Below are 19,327 nucleotides of genomic sequence, written 5' to 3'. Positions count from 1 at the left end.
ATATAGGGTAGCCGAAGGCTACCCTATTAATAATTTCAACAATGAAATTCTTAAAATGGATAATAAAAAAATATTTATAAAAAAATGTTGCAGATAGCAATTTTGCTATTAATAACTACAAATACATTTGCCCAAAAAATAGTACGTTATGACCTTTATGTAAAAGATACTTTGGTAAATTTTGCAGGAAAAGAAAAACACGCCATTTCAGTAAACGGACAAATCCCAATGCCAACGCTTACTTTTACCGAAGGCGATACGGCAGAAATTCACGTACACAATTTGCTAAAAGAAGAAACCTCTTTGCATTGGCACGGATTATTTTTGCCCAACAAAGAAGATGGCGTTCCCAACCTTACGCAAATGCCCATCAAGCCAAACACTACCCATATTTACAAATTTCCAATTATACAAAATGGTACACATTGGTATCACTCTCATTCAGGATTACAAGAACAAATAGGAATGTACGGCAACTTTGTAATGCTCAAAAAAGCAGACGATAAAACGTTTAGAAAAGGGATTGATGATTTACCAACCGTTCCCATCGTATTAAGCGAGTGGACGAACGTAAAACCCGAAAACATTCACCGAATGTTGCACAATGCCAATGATTATCCTGCATTGAAAAAAAATTCTGTTCAAAGTTATGCCGAAGCCATCAAAGCAGGACATTTCAAAACCAAACTTAAAAACGAATGGAAACGAATGTTGGCGATGGATGTAAGCGATGTGTATTACGAAAAAATATTTATGAATGGCAAACCAAGTACAGACCTTACAACTATTGACGGCAAGGAATTGAAAGCAGGCGATAAAGTTCGATTGAGAATTTCCAATGGCGGTGCATCTTCTTACTTTTGGCTTACCTATGCAGGCGGAAAAATTACCGTTGTAGCCAACGATGGCAACGATGTAGAACCTGTAGAAGTAGATAGACTGATTATTGCAGTTTCTGAAACTTACGATGTAGTGGTAACCATTCCTGCCGAAAATACGGCATTTGAATTTTTAGCCACCACCGAAGACCGAACCAATTCAGCATCATTATATATTGGTAATGGCATTAAGCAATTACAATCGCCACAACCAAGATTGAAGTATTTTGAAGGTATGAAAATGATGAACAATATGATGAAAATGAATGGCGACCTTGACGATATGGGAATGAATATGAGCCTAAACCAAATGGATATGAATGTGGTAATGTATCCAGAAATTACAGGCGACAGCAAACCCAAACAAAGCGACAACGACCCAAACCGATACAATGCAAACGCTTTGGCAGATATAGTAACGCTGAATTATGCAATGCTTAAATCGCAAACAATACTTCACTTCCAAAAAATGCACCAGTAAAGGAATTGAAGTTTACGCTAACAGGAAATATGAACCGCTATGTGTGGAGTATTGACAACAAAGTGGTTTCAGAAACGGATAAAATATTAATTAAAAAAGGCGAAAATGTACGCATCACCATTTATAACAATTCAATGATGCGACACCCAATGCACCTACACGGACACGACTTTCGTTTGCTAAACGGACAAGGCGAAAATGCACCACTAAAAAATATTGTGGATATTATGCCTATGGAAACTGATACATTGGAATTTAATGCCAATGTAGAGGGAGATTGGTTTTTTCATTGTCATATTTTATATCATATGATGAGTGGAATGGGCAGAGTTTTGAGCTACGAAAATCAAGCACCTAATCCGTTAATTCCAAATCCAAAGTTGGCTAAACGAAAGCTATTTGCGGACGACAGAAAATTTCATTTTATGGCAGAGAATGATTTTGCAACCAACGGAAACGATGGAATGGCGATGCTTCAAGGCACACGTTGGAGTATCGGCACAGAATGGCGTTTAGGTTACAACGACCATCACGGCTACGAAACTGAAACTCATATTGGACGGTACATTGGAAAAATGCAATGGCTAATGCCGTTTGTCGGTTTTGATTGGCGTTACAGAAAATTAGAAACCGATGCAATGGGAAATGTAAACGGAGAAAAAAATCTTTTCGGACAGACAAACACAAAAGACAACAGGCGACAATTTAGTTTAGGTGTTGCATATACTTTGCCAATGATGGTAATTTTACAAACTGAAATTTACCACGATGGAAATTTACGAATACAATTAATGAGAGAAGATATTCCAATAACCAAAAGAGTAAGAGCATCATTTATGCTCAACACAGACAAAGAATATATGGCAGGTTTTCGTTACATTGTAAACAAAAATATAGGACTTACAACTCATTACGACAGCGATATGGGACTTGGTTTTGGACTATTTTTAAACTATTAAAATAAAAGAAACGGACACGGACGAAAGAAGAACAGCCGATAACAGGGGTTTTGCAAAAGTGGGGCAATTGTACTAAATTTGAGCATAGGAATTCTAATCAACATTTGTGCTAAATTGAACATTTGTACTTCTAATTCCCCACCTTCGCAAAGCCCCAAAACGTCAGGTTGTGAAAAAACTAATTTAAAAATAAATACTAAATTTCTTTGCTGTATAAATACTGATTTGTATTTTTATATATTATGAATCATGTAACCGGAATACCAAGATTGCAATTGCAAATGAGTTCATTGGAAGATTCCATTGATAAAGATAATTCTGTACGATTTATTGATGCATTTGTAGAGCAATTAGACCTTTTGAAACTTGGTTTTGAAGTCAAAACATTAAAAACCGAAGGTCGTCCAAGTTTTGAATCTTCTACACTCTTAAAAATATACCTATACGGCTACCTCAATGGATTGCGTAGCAGTCGCAGACTTGAAAATGAATGCATCAGGAATATTGAACTCAAATGGTTAACACTAGGTTTGTCCCCAAACTATCACACTATCTCCGATTTTAGAAAAGACAATCCATTGGCTTTAAAGAATGTATTCAAATTGTTCGTTGCTTTTCTTAAAGATATCGACCTTGTGTGTGGACAAACAATTGCTATAGATGGGACTAAATCCAGGGCTCACAATAGTAAAAAAAATAATTTTAATCAATTAAAAATTGATAGACAGCTTGCCTTTATTGAAGAAAAAAGCAATGAATATCTAAAGCAGCTTGAGCAAAATGACACTAAAGAAGATGCAATTAAAGTGGCGAATATCCAAGATAAAATTGAGCGACTAAAGAAGAATAAAATTAAATACGAAGTATTACAAGATCAGTTAAAATCTTCAGGAGAACCTCAAGTCAGTACAACAGATCCTGATTCCAGGGCCCTTTTAGTTCAAGGTCAGGTGGTTGAAGTTTGCTACAATATACAGACAGCGGTTGATGAAAAGCATAAATTGATTGTAGCAACTCATACCTTAAACCGAAATGACAGAAATGCAATGTCAGACATAGCTCTTGAAGCCAAAGAAAATTTGCAGCTTGAAAGTTTTGTGGCTTTACTAGACAAGGGATATCATAATGGTAAGGAAATTAAACAATGTGAAGATGCTAAAATTGTAACCATTGTAGCACCTTCGGCCATAGTCAACAGCAATCTACACGGAACCACTCCAGATTATGTGGTGACTAATTTTATCTATCATGAAAACACTGACACTTATACTTGTCCCGAAGGAAGAACATTAAGTACCACCGGAACATGGCATAAAAAATCCGGAAGAGGAAATACGAGTCATCAATTTAAAAAATATAGAACACCAGATTGCAAAACCTGTCCGGTAAAGCATCTGTGTACTGGAAGAGCAAGCGGTGGTAGAGAAATAGAGAGAAGTGAATATGCTGCTGCAGTGGAAGCCAATAATAAACGATATACAGAAAATGCATCATTGTATCGCAAGCGTCAAGAGATTAATGAACATGTGTTCGGCACAATAAAGAGAAAGTGGGGATATTATTATACCAATCTGAAAGGCCTGAAGAAAGTCAATGGAGAACACAGTCTCATTATGCTCGTTTACAACATCAAGCGATGTTTCAACATACTTGGCGTCCCAGAGCTGATTGAAAAATTAAAAAATTGGGTATCTCCTTACAAGAAAGACCCTATTTTTGTTTTAAATCGGACTATTTTAAGAACATTAGAGCAATTATTATTTACAAGATTTCAATTTGCAGCTTAAGAATTAGTACTCTCAAAAGTCATCGAAATGAACTAAACAGCTTTTATGAAGCACATTTATAAAATTATGAATAATAAAAAGAGTTTTTTCACAGTCTGACGTTACAGGCAAGCGTAAAGACCGACATTGTTAACATCAAACCGACACAATAACAGAACTGAATCTTGAAAACTTCGGAGAAAAAATGAAAAAACAGGGGACTAATTTATTAACTTTGAACCAATGAAAGTATTAGACACATTTGCAGGTGCTGGTGGGTTCAGTTTAGGTTTTCACTTGACTGGACAATATGATGTTATTGGAGCAATTGAATATGACCAATGGGCAGCAGACACCTTTAAATTTAATCATCCCGAATCAACAGTGTTAGTTGGCGACATTCAACAATATGACGAAAAATTTCTGCTAAATACATTTAAAGACAAACCCGATATTATTTTAGGAGGACCACCTTGTCAAGGATATTCCATTGCAAATAGAAAGGCTGGCGACCCAGCAGACCCAAGAAATTCGCTATTCAAAGAATTTATTAGACTTGGGAAAATTTTTGACCCTAAAATTATGATTATGGAAAATGTCCCTAATCTAATCAAGGCAAAAACTAAAGACAATGAATTGGTAATTGATATTATTATTCAAGAATTGAAAAATTTAGGATACAACGTTTATCACACAATTCTAAGTGCAACAGATTTCGGTGTTCCACAAATCAGAAAAAGATTAGTAGTAATTGCATCTAAAGAGCCTTTAGAAAATCCGTTTCCTCAAGCAACACACACAACCGACAAAAATTACTATTCTTTGTTTAACGACAATCTTAAACAAACACCAAATCTTTGGGACGCAATTTCAGACTTGCCTCAAATAGAAGCTCGCGAAGGTGCCGAAGTAATGGATTATACTTGTTCTGCAAAAAACGACTTTCAAAAGTATTTAAGAGGTAAGAGTAAAAAGGCTTACAACCACGTTGCCATGAAACATTCAAAAAGAATGGTTGAAAGATTTGAATCTATGAGTTGTGGTGATTCCATTTCTGATGTGCCTGAGCATTTAAGACCTATTAAAAGAAATGGTAACGGGGAGTTTTCTGAAAAGCTTTACGACCAAAACAATAGAAAAATGCACCCTGATAGACCTTGTCATACAATTGCTGCATCATTCTATGCAAATTTTGTTCACCCATTTAAGAACAGAAATTTTACACCCCGAGAAGGGGCAAGAATTCAAACTTTCCCTGACTGGTATGTTTTCAAAGGGAAACCGACAGTTGTAAGTCATAAACTATTGCAAAGAGAAGGTAGAGAAGAAGAAAAACATCTTTGTCAATATAATCAAATTGGAAATGCTGTTCCACCTTTTCTGGCAAGAGCTATCGCAGAAAACCTATTTTCTCAATTATCAATTAAATCACAAAAAGAATGCTTGTTCACGGAGACAATTTAACAGAAAAAGAAAAACCTACAGGGAAATATCTTGATAAAGAATCTAAGAAATATTTATCTGAAATTCGATTAAAATATAAAAAATGGAATGCTGCAAACGAAAAATTGAAGGGACCTTTTAGTGTTTCAAATAAAAAAGATTTAGAAATAATTGAGCAGCGAGTTGCACTCTTTTCTGATTACAAAGAATTTATTGACCAGCAGAAGTACGCGGAGAAGTTCGACTCACGTTCAAATCTTCATTCATCAGTTTTAGAAGAATTTATTTACTACCTATTTCGTGATTTAGTTTTTGAATTCTCAAAATCAGCAATTTTAGGCAAGGCGCATACATTCAAAGATATTTTCTTCAATTCATCATCTTACAAGGAAATGATTTTAAATCCGAACGCTAAAGTTGAAAAGAAAGATCACGACTTTATAATTGGCGTGAACATTCTTGCAAAAATGAATTGTGACGGAAGCAATGAAATTGAAGAGCATTCTTGGCAAATTCCAGCTGTTGCAATTGAATGTAAAACCTATCTTGACAAAACAATGCTTGAAGGTTCTTCTACAGCTGCCGAACATCTAAAACATAGAAATCCAAATGCAATTTACATCGTAGTTGCTGAGTGGCTTAAACTTGCTGAACAGGTGAATTTAAAAAAATTCAAGGTTGACCAAATCTACGTTCTCAGAAAACAAAAAAATACTGACCGAGAATTTCGGTATGCAGAAAAGTATAAGAAGAACCCAATTTATGTTGACGTAGTTCAACATTTATTTGAAACTGTTCGACAACACTTGACTACAGACTGGGAAGGCGGAATAAACTACGGACTTCAAAAGGGTTACTTAATGTAATGACTGACAAGAACGCCAGCCTGTAACAGCACCTACCCAAAAGGCGGGGTTTCGTGTTCCAAAGACAGTTTAGTAGTTAATCAAACATTAGTTTTTCAAATCAAGTTTTGTGGTAAAAGTCCCGCCCTTCGGGTAGCTGCAAAACGTTAGTAGCCATATCAGAACCAAAATTTATTTTCCCATTTTGGGAACATTTTGTAAATTTGCATAAAGATTTAATTTGCGAGTCATTGCGAGAAAGGCGTTAAAGGATTTTTGGACTAAATATCCAGATAGCGAACAGCCTCTAAAGTCTTGGTACAGAGAGATATATGCAAAGAGATGGAAGAATATGAATGAACTCAAAAAGCAATTTCCAAGCATGAGCATTATTTCTTATAATAGAGCTGTATTCAATATCAAAGGAAATAACTATAGGTTGCTTGTCCGGATAAATATTGAGTATCAATTAACTTATATCAGGTTTATTGGAACGCATAAGCAATATGATAAAATTGATGTTACAAAATTTTAATATGAAAATAAATCCAATCCATACAAAGAAAGATTATCAAAGTGCAATGAAAAGAATTGACGAAATATTCGATTCTAAAAAAGGTTCGCTTACTGGAAATGAACTAGAAATATTAAGCATATTAGTAGATAACTATGAAAGAGAAAATTTTCCTATTGATTCTCCTGAACCTATTGAAGCCATTAAGTTCAGAATGGAACAAATGGGAATGGATCAAAATGAGCTTGCAAAAATTGTTGGGCAAAAAAGTAGGGCGAGTGAAATCTTGAATAAAAAGCGAAAGCTAGCTTAGAAATGATTAGAAAGCTTACTGAAACTCTAAATATTCCAAGCGAAGTATTGATAAAACCTTACTAAATAAATTGTGAAAGGTATATTGCGGCTACTAACACTGTACTTGCGATCATGCCGCCAAGAATCTAAGATTTTCACTTTTTGCTTCAAATGAAAAAACTATCTCTTGCTTTTGGCTTCCGTACTAGTGGCGGCACGTCGCAAGTACCTGGCCGTTAGCTGTAATGTTCCACGACCACTCAATAGATCAAAAATTATGACAGAAAAAATAAATTGGAAATACGTTATAGGTTTTTATGTTCTTGCAGTAATTCTTGCATACCCATTCAACGCTTTCTTGACAAAAGAAATACACCAAAAGTTGACCGAAGGTACAATATTTTATAAAAGTTCTTTTCTACCAGCAGGACTTGTGACCTTATTTGTAGGATTATTAGCACTTAGATTTGACAAGACCGTAATAAAAGAAGTTACATTTCTTGGGCCAGGTAGAATTAAGAACATTATCATTTCTTTAGTTCCAATGGTAGTTTTTACAATTTCTGGACTTCAAAATGACATTAATCTAAACCCGAATTTATTTGGCTTCATAATATCTCTAACTTTTCTAATTTATGCCTTTACGGAAGAAATATTTTGGAGAGGATATTTAATAAATGCCCTCAGACCCCTAGGTCGCTTAAAGAATTATGTATTGCTTGGACTACTTTGGTGGATTTGGCATATTCCTTTTGGAAATAATATAGAACCTATTGGTTTCTTTATAATGATAGTTGGTGGTTCATTATTAATTGCAAAGTTTGTGGAAGCAACAAAATCTTTTTTAACCACGGCAGGAATTCACTCAATTATGAATATTGGTAGCAATACAGACTGGACAAGAACGTTTTTAGTTGATTTGACAATTATTTTCGTTGCAATGTTTATCATAGACAAAACTTGGAAAAATGAAACCAACGATACAGAAAAACACTACAGCTAACAGCACCTACCCAAAAGGCGGGGTTTTGTGTTCCAAAGACAGTTTTGTGGTTAATCAAACATTAGTTTTTCAAATCAAGTTTTGTGGTAAAAGTCCCGCCCTTCGGGTAGCTGCAAAACGTTAGCGGGCAGCTTAAAACAAAAAAACAAAAATGAAGAAACTAATCGAGAGACAGAACATTTCAGAAAACTTAAAAGCATCTAACGCTTATCAACAACTTGTTAAACTTTTAAATGCCTTAGAAGTGAAAGAATTGCCAACTGAGACAGTTGATTTAATAAACCACGAAATCGAACAATTAAATTCTATTTCAGATATTGATAAAAATTTTGTTAATGCGACAAAAGAAATAGAAAATAGAATTATAAAATTGATAGAGAAAAAACATAAAATCGTACCAAAAAATTATTACAGAAAATTATGGATGGTCTTAGGTATGTCAGCATTTGGAATACCTATGGGTGTTGCATTTGGTTTAAGTATTGGAAATTTCGGAATGTTAGCGATTGGTATAGGGATAGGTATGGCAATCGGAGTTGGAGTTGGTTCAAGTATGGACAAAAAGGCTTTTAATGAAGGGAGACAATTAGATTTTGAAGTTAAATAGTAAACCAGTTCATACTTATTATAGAAAGCCGACCCGCTAACATCGGTTTGGCAATATGGCGGCTGAAGTGCTTCTTTGAAACATTTGTGCAAGGTTCAACAGCAGTAATTATATTGAACTTTTGTGCTAAAAATCCGCCACATCACCAAGCCAAAAAACGTTATGGGCAAGTTTATACGACCACCAAAAGCATAGAAACTAAATGAGAAAATTCCAAAGCTTACTGATTATTGTTTTTCTATTCTCACAGACAAAACTTATCGCACAGCAATTCCCAAGGACAAGTTGGGAGTACAACTCACAACCTGAAAAAAATGGTTGGGACACTGCAAAATTTAAAAGCCTAAGAAAATTTGTTATTGACAGTACACAAATAACAGGAATGATGATAATTCATAAAGGCTCAGTTGTCTTTGAATTCGGAGATGTTGTTGAGAATTCCTATATCGCCTCTTGTAGAAAAAGTATTTTAGCAATGTTGTACGGAAAGTATGTTAAGTCAGGAAAAATAAATCTGAATAAAACCCTAAACGATTTAAAAATTGATGATGTTGGCGGCTTGCTGCCAATTGAAAAAGAGGCGACAATAAAAGATATTCTTGAAGCAAGGTCAGGTGTTTTTCATCAAGCAAGTTATCCAGGTGACTTTTTAGACCTTGCCCCTAAAAGAGGAAGTGTAAAATCAGGTAGTTATTGGCTATACAGCAATTGGGACTTTAATGTGGCAGGCTATATTTTTGAAAAAGAAACAGGACAAACTATTTATGGTGAAATTGAAAAACAGTTAGCTAAACCTTTAATGATGCAGGATTGGAAAAGAGAATTGCAAAAAAAGGAAGGCGATTCTACCCGTTCTTATTTTCCAGCATATCCTATGTTCTTTTCAACAAGAGATATGGCAAGAGTTGGTTTACTGATGCTCAACAAAGGTAAATGGATGGACAAACAAATAATAGATGAAAAGTGGGTACAAGAAATGATAAATCCAATTACATCTTATACAGAAGTAGACAAGAACATACCGATTTTTAGAGGTAAAGATTATTCATTTGGCTACGGACTTTATTGGTGGTTGTGGCAAAATATAACAGACAATCGTTTTAAAGGCGGTTATTCAGCATTAGGGCATTGGGGACAAACTATATCAATATTTCCAGCAATTGACGCAGTTGTAGTTTTCAAAACAAAGGATAATTATCAAAGGGAGACACCAAGTAATGCAAGGTATCGTTTACTACAACTTGCAGTATGGTGTTATGACAAAGACAAATAGCAGCAAGAAGAAAACCTGCCCATAACAGCACCTACCAGTAATGCGGGCAGACAACAAATCTTTTGCAAACAAGGTCGCTTCGCGAAAGACATTTATTTTTCTTTGCAAAAGTCTATTAAACATTGTATCATTGTTAGTAGCATTTCGGTAGACAACGGTTTCAAACCGCACTACTGGTAGCTGCAAAACGTTACAGGGCATTTAAAAATATATTATCTTGCAAGAAGTAAATAAATTATTAGAAAAACTAATTGGGCTAAGGATAAATCATACAAACAGAGTGGTAGACATGCAATGTTTTACGATCGGGACATTTAATTTAGCTGATAGCAAAAATCAAATAAATATCGAAAATGAATTTAGTCTACATATTCAAGCTCCATGGAGATTTACGAATGAAAGTCAAATTCTTATTGGTAGTAATGATCTATATGAGCAATCGGACGAAACGGCCGAATATGATTCAAATTTCAATTGGGATGTAAAAAATGCAAATTTGAGAGACGTAAAAATTAATAAATTATTAAGTAAAAATAATCTTTTAATCGAAACTGCGATTATTGATTCATTTGGAGGATTAATTTTACAATTTAAGGATAACTTAAAATTAACTATTTTCCCCAACATCTCAAGTAAATCAGAGAATGAATTCTGGAGACTTTTAGATAACATCGATGAAAGCAAGAGTCACTTAGTTATTTGTTCAACTGGTATTGAAGGTATTTAAGTACTAAATGAGTCTGTATAAAAAACGCCCTGTAACACGGCATAGACACTACACCGCCTTGCATCTAAATTCATTCTCTTTTAATTTTTTCTAGTAATGAAAAAGTAATTCCTTATTTTTGGCTGCAATTGGTTTGGCGGTGCAGCGTCTATGCCAAATCCGTTATAGGGCATTACGGGAACAGAATTATTATTGGTTAAATTATTATCTTTGCTATTAGTATGGAAGGAACAATTAAAATTCATATAGAAAAATTGCCGGAAGGTCTTTATTTGGCAACATCTAATGATATTCAAGGCTTGGTTGCCCAAGGAAGAACAATTACAGAAACAATGGAAATTGCAAGAGATGTGTGCAAAAAATTAATTGAATCACAAAACTTGACAAATAATAACGTGGAAATTTTAAAAGATAGCTTTGACTATCCTCTTGTTATTTCTTTTTAATGGGAAGGTTAGGTGGTTTTAGCTACAGAGATATAGTAAAAAAGCTCAAAAAATTAGGGTTTGAATTTCATAGACAAGCCGCTGGTAGCCATGAAATCTGGCACAACCCAGTTACAAACAAGTACACTACAATTCCTAATCACACAGGAGATATACCAGAAGGAACTCTTTCAGCAATTTTAAAACAAGCTAATATTAATACTGAAACCTTCCTAGGCTCAAAAAAGTAACGCCCTATAACATGAGATTGATGCAAGCAGAGCAATCAATTTTCATTCAAGATTTGGTTTTAGTTTTGGCTACAGCTTTTCACTTTAGTCCACTATCGAAAATGCTCTGCCTGCATCAATCTCAGAAACGTTAGCAGCAATTATATGACAAAAACTCTCAAACATAGAATTTTAGCATGTATTATAGACTATGGAATTATAGCCGGATATGCGACATTACTTTTCTTAGTTGCAAATTTATTTTTCTCTATTTTCGTATGGAAACCTGGTAATAATCCAATTATTGGACAGTTGATTGGTTTTTTGACACTAACATTCCCAGTAGTTACATATTCGTATTTAACAGACATAAGTAGCTGGAGAGGGACAGTTGGTAAAAAACTACAAAAGTTAATCGTACTGACAGACCAAAATAAATCAGCCAAGAATATCTTGCTAAGAAATATTCTGAAATTCCTTCCTTGGGAACTTGCTCACACAGGAATTCATTGGACAATATATTATACTTCAAATGGAATTGAAACTCCACTTTGGACTTGGGTTATTTTAATTCTCCCTCAAGTATTTGTACTTGGATATTTTGTTACCATATTAATTAGTAAAGGAGAAAGTAGTATTTATGACAAAATTTCAAAGACAAAAATTGTGTATAGAACAAAATACCCTCTGGTATGAATAAAATACCTGCTGCTAACAGCACATTTCCAATAGGCGGGGTTTCGTGTTCCAAAGACAGTTTTGTGGTTAATCAAACATTAGTTTTTCAAATCAAGTTTTGTGGTAAAAGTCCCGCCCTTCGGGTAGCTGCAAAACGTTGTGCTCCATTATAACTAACAGCTAACCAATGATAAAATTCTTTAATAAAATTAAACAAAAATTGCTATCTGAAAGCAAGTTCAACAAATATCTAATATATGCGTTTGGCGAAATTGTACTAATAGTTATTGGAATTTTGATTGCACTTTCCATCAATAACGCCAACGACAGTAAAAACCAACGTCAGAAGGAGCTTACCCTGCTCACTGAAATGCGTCAGAATCTTCAAATAGACATTAAAGATCTCGATTTTAACATCAAAGGGAGTGCTAAGCGAATACAAGCCAACGAGATCATCTTGAAAGCATTGCAAGAGAGGGTGCCGATGCATGATTCCTTAAAGCCATACTACGGAAACATTATTGGCAATTTTCAATTAAGTAACAACACTGCGGCCTGGGAGAATCTTAAATCTGTAGGAATGGATCTAGTTTCTAACGATTCACTCAGAAATTCAATCTCTAACCTGTATACAGTCAAGTATAGCTACCTGGAAAATGTGACAAAAGGAGTGGACGATGGTCATCAATGGAATACCTTTTATCCACAGTTCCTTGACTTGATCAACATAGAGCAATTTTGGGTTTCTCTTGAGCCAGTAAGTCATGAGGCATTGATGGATAATCGGAAATTTCAGGAAACCCTTAAGATGAATCTCTTTATCCGAAACTTTATGCTGAAGCAATATAAAACGGTCCACAAAGATGTCAATTCCCTTCTAGCCCAAATTGAAAGGCATATTCTTACTTTAAGCAACTAATGATAAAGTTTTAAGAAAAATAACGAGAGCACAACAATGTATATGCGATAATGCTCCCCAAACGGTCGCACTCCACATATACTTAACGTTGGTGGCAACTCTACCGAGACACCGTAAACATTGAATAATCAGACAATGAAGAAGAACTTAATTTTATTTTTTACATTACTTACATTATTCACTTCGTGTAACGGACAAAAGACTATTGGAAAATCTGTAAATAAACTTAGCAAACATTTATGGTATATTTTTCAAGACACAAAAAACAACTATTGGTTTAGTAGTAATGGCGAAGGTGTGTATCGTTATGACGGAAAAACGATAGTCAATTTCACAACAAAAGATGGACTTGCCAACGACACTATAAGACAAATTCAAGAAGACAAATTTGGGAATATATTTATTTCAACTTTTGATGGTATCAACAAGTTTGACGGAAAGACATTTACTACTTTGCAACCAATCAAAAGTAAAGAATGGAAATTAGAAGAAAATGATTTATGGTTTAATATATTAGGCAAAAAACATGAAGGTGCTTATCGATATGATGGGAAATATTTATATAATTTGGAATTTCCCAAGCACTATCTTCACGATGAAATTTATCCACGAATTATCAATTCTTTTTTTAGTCCTTATGAAGTGTATTCCATTTATAAAGACAGAAAAGGTGCAATGTGGTTTGGCACTTCTGTTTTTGGAGCTTGTCGTTTTGATGGACAAACAGTAAAATGGATGTATGAAGACGATTTGACCTATGTACCAAATGGCGGAACTTTTGGTATTCGTTCTATTTTTGAAGACAAGGAAGGCAGTTTTTGGATTTGTAACACTTGGCATAAGTATATTTTCGATTACGAGAAGACAGCAAAAAGCGACATACTTCAATACAGAAAAACGGAAGGTATTGGAAACGAAAAAATATTTGACGGTGATAAATACGTTTATTATTCCCACATTGTAGAAGACAACAAAGGAAATATTTGGTTAACAACTTGGAGCCAAGGTGTATATAAATATGATGGAAAAACTATTACAAACTATAAGGTCATAGAAGACAAAAAAGAAGTAAATTTGATTTCAATGTATAAAGACAAACAAGGAAACTTGTGGCTTGGAACACCTGACAACGGAGTATTTAAGTTTAACGGAGACACCTTTGAAAAATATATACCTAAATGAAAGAAAAAAGAGCAGCCGCTAACACGGGTTTGGTAAAAGTGGCGGTTCCGTTCTCCGCAGACAGTTTTGTGATTAATCAAACATTGATTCTCCGCATCAAGTTTAGTGGTGAAAATCGCCACCTTCGCCAAGCCGCAAAACGTTAGCTGTAATGTTGGACAACAACTCACAAAACCGAAAATTATGACAGGAAAAATAAATTGGAAATACGTTTTAAGTTTTTATGGACTTGCAATAATTCTTGCATTTCCATTCAACGCTTTCTTGACCGAAGACTTACATCATAGGTTGACAGAAGGAACTATATTTTATAAAAGTACTTTTCTACCAGCTGGACTTGCAACATTATTTGTAGGATTATTGGCACTGAAACTTGACAAGACAATTGTTAAAGAAGTTACATTCCTTGGACATCACAGAAACAAGAACATTATTATTTCTTTAGTTCCAATGTTAGTTTTTACAATTTCTGGACTTCAAAATGACAATAACATAAACCCAAATTTATTTGGGTTCTTAATATCGCTTATTTTTCTAATTTATGCTTTGACAGAAGAAATATTTTGGAGAGGGTATTTAATTAATGCTTTAAGACCCTTAGGACGCTTTAAGAATTATATATAGCTTGGACTGCTTTGGTGGTTTTGGCATATCCCATTTGGACATAATATAGATCCTCTTAGCCTCTTTGTAATGATAGTTGGCGGTTCATTTTTAATTTCAAAGTTTGTAGAAGCAACAAAATCATTTTTAACAACAGCCGGAATTCACTCAATTATGAATATTGGTAGTAACACTAACTGGACAAAAACCTTTGTAATTGACTTGACAATTATTTTTGTAGCAATGTTTATCATAGATAAAACTTGGAAAAATGAAACCAACGGGACAGAAAAACACTACAGCTAACAGCACATTGGCAATAGGCGGGGTTTCGTCTCCGCTTGACAGTTTTGTGGTAGCCGAAAGTTCAGTTCTCCGAACAAACTTTTGTGCTGAAAAGCCCGCCCATCGACAATCTGCAAAACGTTATGTTCCAATTTAAGAGACGTAAAATTTAATTCATGAAAACAATATCAAGTTTTATAGTATTTTTCTTTATTGGCAACTTCCTTTTTGCCCAAGAGAAGGATTCATTATTCGAGAAAAGAATTACGGCTTTCACTTGGATGCCCAATGGAATGTTCATCATTTTGAATGTCGTAAAAATTGACAAGACTGAAAAAACACCTCCGGGACTAAAGAAATTTATATTTGACATCAAATCCGAAACTATAGCGTTATTGCCGATTGATGGTGGAGGATTAGCAGTGTCTCCAGATGGAAATTTGGTTGCTTACATCAAACGAGTTATTGATAAAGACCAGATTTATCTTTATAATTTTTCCACAAAAAAAGACATACTTTTAGTTGGTGATACACTTAGGAAGTATGCTGTCAATTGGTCACCTGATAGCAAGAATCTAATTTATAATATTCAAACAGGCAGAGGAGCAAAGGCTAAAGTTGAAATCTGTACTTACAATATTCCAACCAAAACGATAAAGCAGATTACAGAAAATAGCGGTTTCAAACGTTATAGTCCAACTTGGAATACCTCGAATGAGAAGGTAGTCTATACTTCCGAGAAGGGTGATAAACGCGATCAAATCTATTTGACAGATAAAAATGGAAGTTTTCATACCAACCTCACGAATGATACAATGACACATAATTTTTCTCCTTTTTGGCTGAACAAAAAGACAATAATCTACAATCAATCCCCTGACAACCTAATGACGATGAGAATAGATGGAAGCCACAAGCAAAGAGTTGAAGGAATAAGCACAACCCAATTCAAATATAATGCAGCGATAAAAAAAATAGTATATTTAGATGCAGAAGCCAATCTATTGCTGTTTGATATGAAAAGCAAAATCAAGAAAGAACTAGTTAACGCGAGTCAGTTGAACGTACTGTTCAACGACACCTATTTTGACCAATAGAAAATCGGCACATAACATCGGTTTGGCAATATGGCGGCTGAAGTGCTTCTATGAAACATTTCTGCAAGGCTCAACATCATGGATTCTATTGAGCTTTTGTGCTATAATTCCGCCACAACGCCAAGCCCGAAAACGTTAGTAGCCATATCAGAACCAAAATTTAATTTCCCATTTTGGGAACATTTTGTAAATTCGCATAAAGATTTAATTTGCGAGTCATTGCGAGAAAGGCGTTAAAGGATTTTTGGACTAAATATCCAGATAGCGAACAGCCTCTAAAGTCTTGGTACAGAGAGATATATGCAAAGAGATGGAAGAATATGAATGAACTCAAAAAGCAATTTCCAAGCATGAGCATTATTTCTTATAATAGAGCTGTATTCAATATCAAAGGAAATAACTATAGGTTGCTTGTCCGGATAAATATTGAGTATCAATTAACTTATATCAGGTTTATTGGAACGCATAAGCAATATGATAAAATTGATGTTACAAAATTTTAATATGAAAATAAATCCAATCCATACAAAGAAAGATTATCAAAGTGCAATGAAAAGAATTGACGAAATATTCGATTCTAAAAAAGGTTCGCTTACTGGAAATGAACTAGAAATATTAAGCATATTAGTAGATAACTATGAAAGAGAAAATTTTCCTATTGATTCTCCTGAACCTATTGAAGCCATTAAGTTCAGAATGGAACAAATGGGAATGGATCAAAATGAGCTTGCAAAAATTGTTGGGCAAAAAAGTAGGGCGAGTGAAATCTTGAATAAAAAGCGAAAGCTAGCTTTAGAAATGATTAGAAAGCTTACTGAAACTCTAAATATTCCAAGCGAAGTATTGATAAAACCTTACTAAATAAATTGTGAAAGGTATATTGCGGCTACTAACACTGTACTTGCGATCATGCCGCCAAGAATCTAAGATTTTCACTTTTTGCTTCAAATGAAAAAACTATCTCTTGCTTTTGGCTTCCGTACTAGTGGCGGCACGTCACAAGTACCTGGCCGTTAGCGGTCAGGCTGGACAAATAAAACAAGCTGCATAATTTTTATGAAGATTGAGACAAAAAATTTAATACTTATTTCGGGCAATAAAAAAATATTGGCCAGTGCAATAAGGGGAGCAGCCTTTCTTTCAAACAACTTAAATGCTTCAGTTAGCGAACCGTGGACAGAATTTGGCTTAGCACCCATAGAATATTCTTTGACAAAGATATCTCAAAATGAATACGAGAATGGGTGGTGGACATATTTTCCAATTCATAAAGACGATAAAAGACTAATTGGAAGCTGTGGCTATAAGGGCATCCCTACATCAGTAGGAAATGTAGAAATTGGTTATGAAGTAATTTCAGAATATAGGCAAAAAGGACTTGGTACAGAAATAGCGAAAGGACTTGTATCAAATGCATTTAAGTTTGACAATGTGAAAATGATAATTGCCCATACATTACCTTCAGAAAACGCTTCGACAAATATTTTAAAAAGGTTAGGATTTGACAAAGTATCGGAAATATTTGATCCTGAAGATGGATTAATTTGGCGATGGGAATTAAAAAGGGAACGCTAACACAGGTTTGGCAAAAGTGGCGGTTCAGTGCTCAGCAGACACATTTGTGGTTAATCAAAGTTTGTTTCTCCGCATCAACACCTGCATGCCGGCAGGCAGGTTTGTGGTGAAAATCGCCACCTTCGCCAAGCCCGAAACCGTTAGCGGCAACTCTTTAGCGTGACAGTGCAAACATCAACCGACAGACAAGAAATGAACAAAATGACAAAATCTATACTGACAATTTTAGCACCATCACTTTTCTTCCTTTCCTCAATCGGACAAATTACACAGACAATTGCTATAAACAAAATTGACAGTATCGTGACCGCTTACATGACTACTAATAAAATGGTTGGTGTTTCTATTGGCATTGTTAAGGACGGCAAAATTTATCTGACAAAAGGTTACGGCACAGCCGAAATCAACAAAGTAAAGGCAATAGACAGCTTGACAAATTTCCTCACCTGCTCTGTTACAAAACTCTTTACGGCAACTGCAATTATGCAACTGTCCGAGCAGGGTAAAATAGATATAAGTAAAAAACTAATTTTCTATTTACCGGACTTTAAAATGAAAGACAAACGATACAAAGACATTACAATAGAACACTTGCTTACCCATACTTCTGGGTTACATTGGGATATGGAGTTAAACCATTCACCAAACGATAGTAGTTCCCTCCGAAAATTGGTTTACAGTTTAGACAACAAAATTCTTGACTTTGCTCCGGGGACAAAATTTAATGCAACAGAAACTTATAGCAATTCTGCTTATGACATCTTAGGTTATTTGGTTCAAAAAATTTCTGGCATACAATACCAAGATTATATAACGGACAGTATTTTAGAAAAGGCTAATATGCCATCTAGTTTTTTTGACTACACTGTAATTCCAATTGACAGAAGAAGTTCCCCTCATATTCTAAAAGGAAAGGTTGTTAAAGTTGGGGGTATGTATTCCGAAAATGTCGAGCATTCTCCAAGTGCTAATTTAAATTCATGCTCCATTGACTTGTGTAACTGGATAATGCACAATTTGAACATTTACAATAATCCCATCACATCCAATGGTGTTCTGCAGAACAGCACTTTGCAAAATATGTGGACTCCAAGAAATGTTGCTCCTCAAAACAAAAATGTATCAATTGGACTTGGTTGGTGGATTACTAATTCTGAAGACTTAGGAAAATATTATTGGCACGTTGGAGGTAATCCTGGTTTTTCAACGACACTAATGGTTTTTCCAGAACACAACTTTGGAATAACTGTTTTAAGTAATGGAATGTATGCAGAGCAAATAGTTTGGAATAAAATTCCGTTTGACATTATCAGTTTATTTAGAGGCGAGTGGAAAAATTAAAGAAAGTGCAAAACATGAAACAACCGACTTTCATACAGAGAAGTAGAGCAGCCGCTAACAGCACATTTGCAATAGGCGGGGTTTCGTGCTCCGCAGACAGTTTTGTGATAGCCGAAAGTTTTGTGCCCCGCATAAACATTAGTGGTAAAAGTCCCGCCCATCGCAAATCTGCAAAACGTTAGCAGAGATTTTAAACAGACAA

General features: G+C 34.8%; 22 protein-coding genes and 3 pseudogenes. All 25 read left to right on the top strand.

Translation table 11 applies throughout. From position 1 onward, the window contains the following. Window positions 1–84 precede the first annotated feature (84 nt). The 25 genes and pseudogenes from IPJ53_17870 to IPJ53_17750 all read left to right on the top strand — a co-directional run bounded on the left by IPJ53_17870 (window position 85) and on the right by IPJ53_17750 (window position 19,307). Window positions 85–2,318, top strand: a pseudogene (locus IPJ53_17870) (multicopper oxidase domain-containing protein). A gap of 242 nt (window positions 2,319–2,560) precedes the next feature. Beyond that, window positions 2,561–4,021, top strand: a pseudogene (locus tag IPJ53_17865) (IS1182 family transposase). 306 nt (window positions 4,022–4,327) lie between these two features. Next, window positions 4,328–5,548 carry a DNA cytosine methyltransferase gene (locus IPJ53_17860; protein ID MBK7800963.1) on the top strand — a complete coding sequence of 407 codons (1,221 nt, stop codon included), beginning with the start codon at window positions 4,328–4,330 and terminating at the stop codon, window positions 5,546–5,548. Next, window positions 5,524–6,393: a Bpu10I family restriction endonuclease gene (locus tag IPJ53_17855; protein ID MBK7800962.1), complete on the top strand. Its 870-nt coding sequence runs from the start codon at window positions 5,524–5,526 to the stop codon at window positions 6,391–6,393. Before IPJ53_17860 ends, IPJ53_17855 begins: the two co-directional genes overlap by 25 nt. 220 nt (window positions 6,394–6,613) lie before the next feature. Next, the gene (locus IPJ53_17850) at window positions 6,614–6,907 is read left to right on the top strand and encodes a type II toxin-antitoxin system HigB family toxin (protein ID MBK7800961.1); all 294 of its coding nucleotides are present in this window, start codon (window positions 6,614–6,616) and stop codon (window positions 6,905–6,907) included. A 1-nt stretch (window position 6,908) separates the two neighbouring features. Next, window positions 6,909–7,264 (top strand): annotated as a pseudogene (locus IPJ53_17845) (helix-turn-helix domain-containing protein). A gap of 193 nt (window positions 7,265–7,457) precedes the next feature. Continuing rightward, window positions 7,458–8,183 carry a CPBP family intramembrane metalloprotease gene (locus IPJ53_17840; GenBank protein MBK7800960.1) on the top strand — a complete coding sequence of 242 codons (726 nt, stop codon included), beginning with the start codon at window positions 7,458–7,460 and terminating at the stop codon, window positions 8,181–8,183. A 151-nt stretch (window positions 8,184–8,334) separates the two neighbouring features. Continuing rightward, window positions 8,335–8,790 carry a hypothetical protein gene (locus tag IPJ53_17835; protein MBK7800959.1) on the top strand — a complete coding sequence of 152 codons (456 nt, stop codon included), beginning with the start codon at window positions 8,335–8,337 and terminating at the stop codon, window positions 8,788–8,790. Window positions 8,791–8,992: 202 nt separating this feature from the next. Further along, window positions 8,993–10,063, top strand: a complete 1,071-nt coding sequence (locus tag IPJ53_17830) for a serine hydrolase (protein ID MBK7800958.1) — start codon at window positions 8,993–8,995, stop codon at window positions 10,061–10,063. A gap of 217 nt (window positions 10,064–10,280) precedes the next feature. Beyond that, window positions 10,281–10,790 (top strand): hypothetical protein, encoded by a 510-nt coding sequence (locus tag IPJ53_17825; protein MBK7800957.1) that lies wholly within the window; start codon window positions 10,281–10,283, stop codon window positions 10,788–10,790. Between the two features lie 221 nt (window positions 10,791–11,011). After that, a complete protein-coding gene (locus IPJ53_17820; GenBank protein MBK7800956.1) occupies window positions 11,012–11,236 on the top strand; it encodes a DUF1902 domain-containing protein in 225 nt (74 codons plus the stop codon). Next, a complete protein-coding gene (locus IPJ53_17815) occupies window positions 11,236–11,466 on the top strand; it encodes a type II toxin-antitoxin system HicA family toxin (protein ID MBK7800955.1) in 231 nt (76 codons plus the stop codon). Before IPJ53_17820 ends, IPJ53_17815 begins: the two co-directional genes overlap by 1 nt. Window positions 11,467–11,610: 144 nt before the next feature. Then, complete coding sequence (locus tag IPJ53_17810) at window positions 11,611–12,141, top strand: RDD family protein (protein MBK7800954.1); 531 nt, start codon at window positions 11,611–11,613, stop codon at window positions 12,139–12,141. Continuing rightward, complete coding sequence (locus IPJ53_17805; protein ID MBK7800953.1) at window positions 12,138–12,296, top strand: hypothetical protein; 159 nt, start codon at window positions 12,138–12,140, stop codon at window positions 12,294–12,296. The genes IPJ53_17810 and IPJ53_17805 overlap by 4 nt, the downstream gene beginning before the upstream one ends. A 14-nt stretch (window positions 12,297–12,310) precedes the next feature. Continuing rightward, window positions 12,311–13,042 carry a hypothetical protein gene (locus IPJ53_17800; GenBank protein MBK7800952.1) on the top strand — a complete coding sequence of 244 codons (732 nt, stop codon included), beginning with the start codon at window positions 12,311–12,313 and terminating at the stop codon, window positions 13,040–13,042. A gap of 135 nt (window positions 13,043–13,177) precedes the next feature. Beyond that, the gene (locus IPJ53_17795) at window positions 13,178–14,224 is read left to right on the top strand and encodes a hypothetical protein (protein ID MBK7800951.1); all 1,047 of its coding nucleotides are present in this window, start codon (window positions 13,178–13,180) and stop codon (window positions 14,222–14,224) included. Continuing rightward, window positions 14,221–14,370 carry a hypothetical protein gene (locus IPJ53_17790; protein ID MBK7800950.1) on the top strand — a complete coding sequence of 50 codons (150 nt, stop codon included), beginning with the start codon at window positions 14,221–14,223 and terminating at the stop codon, window positions 14,368–14,370. Before IPJ53_17795 ends, IPJ53_17790 begins: the two co-directional genes overlap by 4 nt. Before the next feature lie 37 nt (window positions 14,371–14,407). Next, window positions 14,408–14,848 (top strand): hypothetical protein, encoded by a 441-nt coding sequence (locus IPJ53_17785; GenBank protein ID MBK7800949.1) that lies wholly within the window; start codon window positions 14,408–14,410, stop codon window positions 14,846–14,848. A gap of 250 nt (window positions 14,849–15,098) precedes the next feature. Beyond that, window positions 15,099–15,269, top strand: coding sequence for a hypothetical protein (locus tag IPJ53_17780; protein ID MBK7800948.1), 171 nt, complete (start codon window positions 15,099–15,101; stop codon window positions 15,267–15,269). A gap of 19 nt (window positions 15,270–15,288) precedes the next feature. Next, a complete protein-coding gene (locus tag IPJ53_17775; protein MBK7800947.1) occupies window positions 15,289–16,209 on the top strand; it encodes a hypothetical protein in 921 nt (306 codons plus the stop codon). Between the two features lie 209 nt (window positions 16,210–16,418). Then, on the top strand, window positions 16,419–16,712 hold the full coding sequence (locus tag IPJ53_17770) for a type II toxin-antitoxin system HigB family toxin (protein ID MBK7800946.1): 294 nt from the start codon (window positions 16,419–16,421) through the stop codon (window positions 16,710–16,712). A gap of 1 nt (window position 16,713) precedes the next feature. Beyond that, window positions 16,714–17,070, top strand: coding sequence for a helix-turn-helix domain-containing protein (locus IPJ53_17765; protein ID MBK7800945.1), 357 nt, complete (start codon window positions 16,714–16,716; stop codon window positions 17,068–17,070). A 195-nt stretch (window positions 17,071–17,265) separates the two neighbouring features. Beyond that, entirely contained in the window at window positions 17,266–17,784 is a 519-nt protein-coding gene (locus IPJ53_17760) for a GNAT family N-acetyltransferase (protein ID MBK7800944.1), read from the top strand. A gap of 201 nt (window positions 17,785–17,985) precedes the next feature. Beyond that, a complete protein-coding gene (locus IPJ53_17755) occupies window positions 17,986–19,125 on the top strand; it encodes a beta-lactamase family protein (protein ID MBK7800943.1) in 1,140 nt (379 codons plus the stop codon). A gap of 14 nt (window positions 19,126–19,139) precedes the next feature. After that, entirely contained in the window at window positions 19,140–19,307 is a 168-nt protein-coding gene (locus IPJ53_17750) for a hypothetical protein (protein ID MBK7800942.1), read from the top strand. The last annotated feature ends 20 nt before the right edge of the window (window positions 19,308–19,327 follow it).

The organism is Candidatus Vicinibacter affinis (assembly GCA_016714365.1).
Classification (GTDB): domain Bacteria; phylum Bacteroidota; class Bacteroidia; order Chitinophagales; family Saprospiraceae; genus Vicinibacter; species Vicinibacter affinis.
The sequence above is the reverse complement of the archived record's forward strand: the minus strand, read 5'-3'. Positions and strand labels throughout refer to the sequence as shown.

Excerpts from the sequence above, each read along its gene's own strand:
- IPJ53_17860 (MBK7800963.1), top strand. The coding sequence starts at position 4,328 with ATGAAAGTATTAGACACATTTGCAGGTGCTGGTGGGTTCAGTTTAGGT.
- IPJ53_17795 (MBK7800951.1), top strand. The coding sequence starts at position 13,178 with ATGAAGAAGAACTTAATTTTATTTTTTACATTACTTACATTATTCACT.
- IPJ53_17760 (MBK7800944.1), top strand. The coding sequence starts at position 17,266 with ATGAAGATTGAGACAAAAAATTTAATACTTATTTCGGGCAATAAAAAA.
- IPJ53_17835 (MBK7800959.1), top strand. The coding sequence starts at position 8,335 with ATGAAGAAACTAATCGAGAGACAGAACATTTCAGAAAACTTAAAAGCA.
- IPJ53_17780 (MBK7800948.1), top strand. The coding sequence starts at position 15,099 with ATGAAACCAACGGGACAGAAAAACACTACAGCTAACAGCACATTGGCA.
- IPJ53_17840 (MBK7800960.1), top strand. The coding sequence starts at position 7,458 with ATGACAGAAAAAATAAATTGGAAATACGTTATAGGTTTTTATGTTCTT.
- IPJ53_17810 (MBK7800954.1), top strand. The coding sequence starts at position 11,611 with ATGACAAAAACTCTCAAACATAGAATTTTAGCATGTATTATAGACTAT.
- IPJ53_17790 (MBK7800950.1), top strand. The coding sequence starts at position 14,221 with ATGAAAGAAAAAAGAGCAGCCGCTAACACGGGTTTGGTAAAAGTGGCG.
- IPJ53_17800 (MBK7800952.1), top strand. The coding sequence starts at position 12,311 with ATGATAAAATTCTTTAATAAAATTAAACAAAAATTGCTATCTGAAAGC.
- IPJ53_17755 (MBK7800943.1), top strand. The coding sequence starts at position 17,986 with ATGACAAAATCTATACTGACAATTTTAGCACCATCACTTTTCTTCCTT.
- IPJ53_17775 (MBK7800947.1), top strand. The coding sequence starts at position 15,289 with ATGAAAACAATATCAAGTTTTATAGTATTTTTCTTTATTGGCAACTTC.
- IPJ53_17805 (MBK7800953.1), top strand. The coding sequence starts at position 12,138 with ATGAATAAAATACCTGCTGCTAACAGCACATTTCCAATAGGCGGGGTT.
- IPJ53_17820 (MBK7800956.1), top strand. The coding sequence starts at position 11,012 with ATGGAAGGAACAATTAAAATTCATATAGAAAAATTGCCGGAAGGTCTT.
- IPJ53_17785 (MBK7800949.1), top strand. The coding sequence starts at position 14,408 with ATGACAGGAAAAATAAATTGGAAATACGTTTTAAGTTTTTATGGACTT.
- IPJ53_17830 (MBK7800958.1), top strand. The coding sequence starts at position 8,993 with ATGAGAAAATTCCAAAGCTTACTGATTATTGTTTTTCTATTCTCACAG.
- IPJ53_17815 (MBK7800955.1), top strand. The coding sequence starts at position 11,236 with ATGGGAAGGTTAGGTGGTTTTAGCTACAGAGATATAGTAAAAAAGCTC.
- IPJ53_17750 (MBK7800942.1), top strand. The coding sequence starts at position 19,140 with ATGAAACAACCGACTTTCATACAGAGAAGTAGAGCAGCCGCTAACAGC.
- IPJ53_17765 (MBK7800945.1), top strand. The coding sequence starts at position 16,714 with ATGAAAATAAATCCAATCCATACAAAGAAAGATTATCAAAGTGCAATG.
- IPJ53_17855 (MBK7800962.1), top strand. The coding sequence starts at position 5,524 with ATGCTTGTTCACGGAGACAATTTAACAGAAAAAGAAAAACCTACAGGG.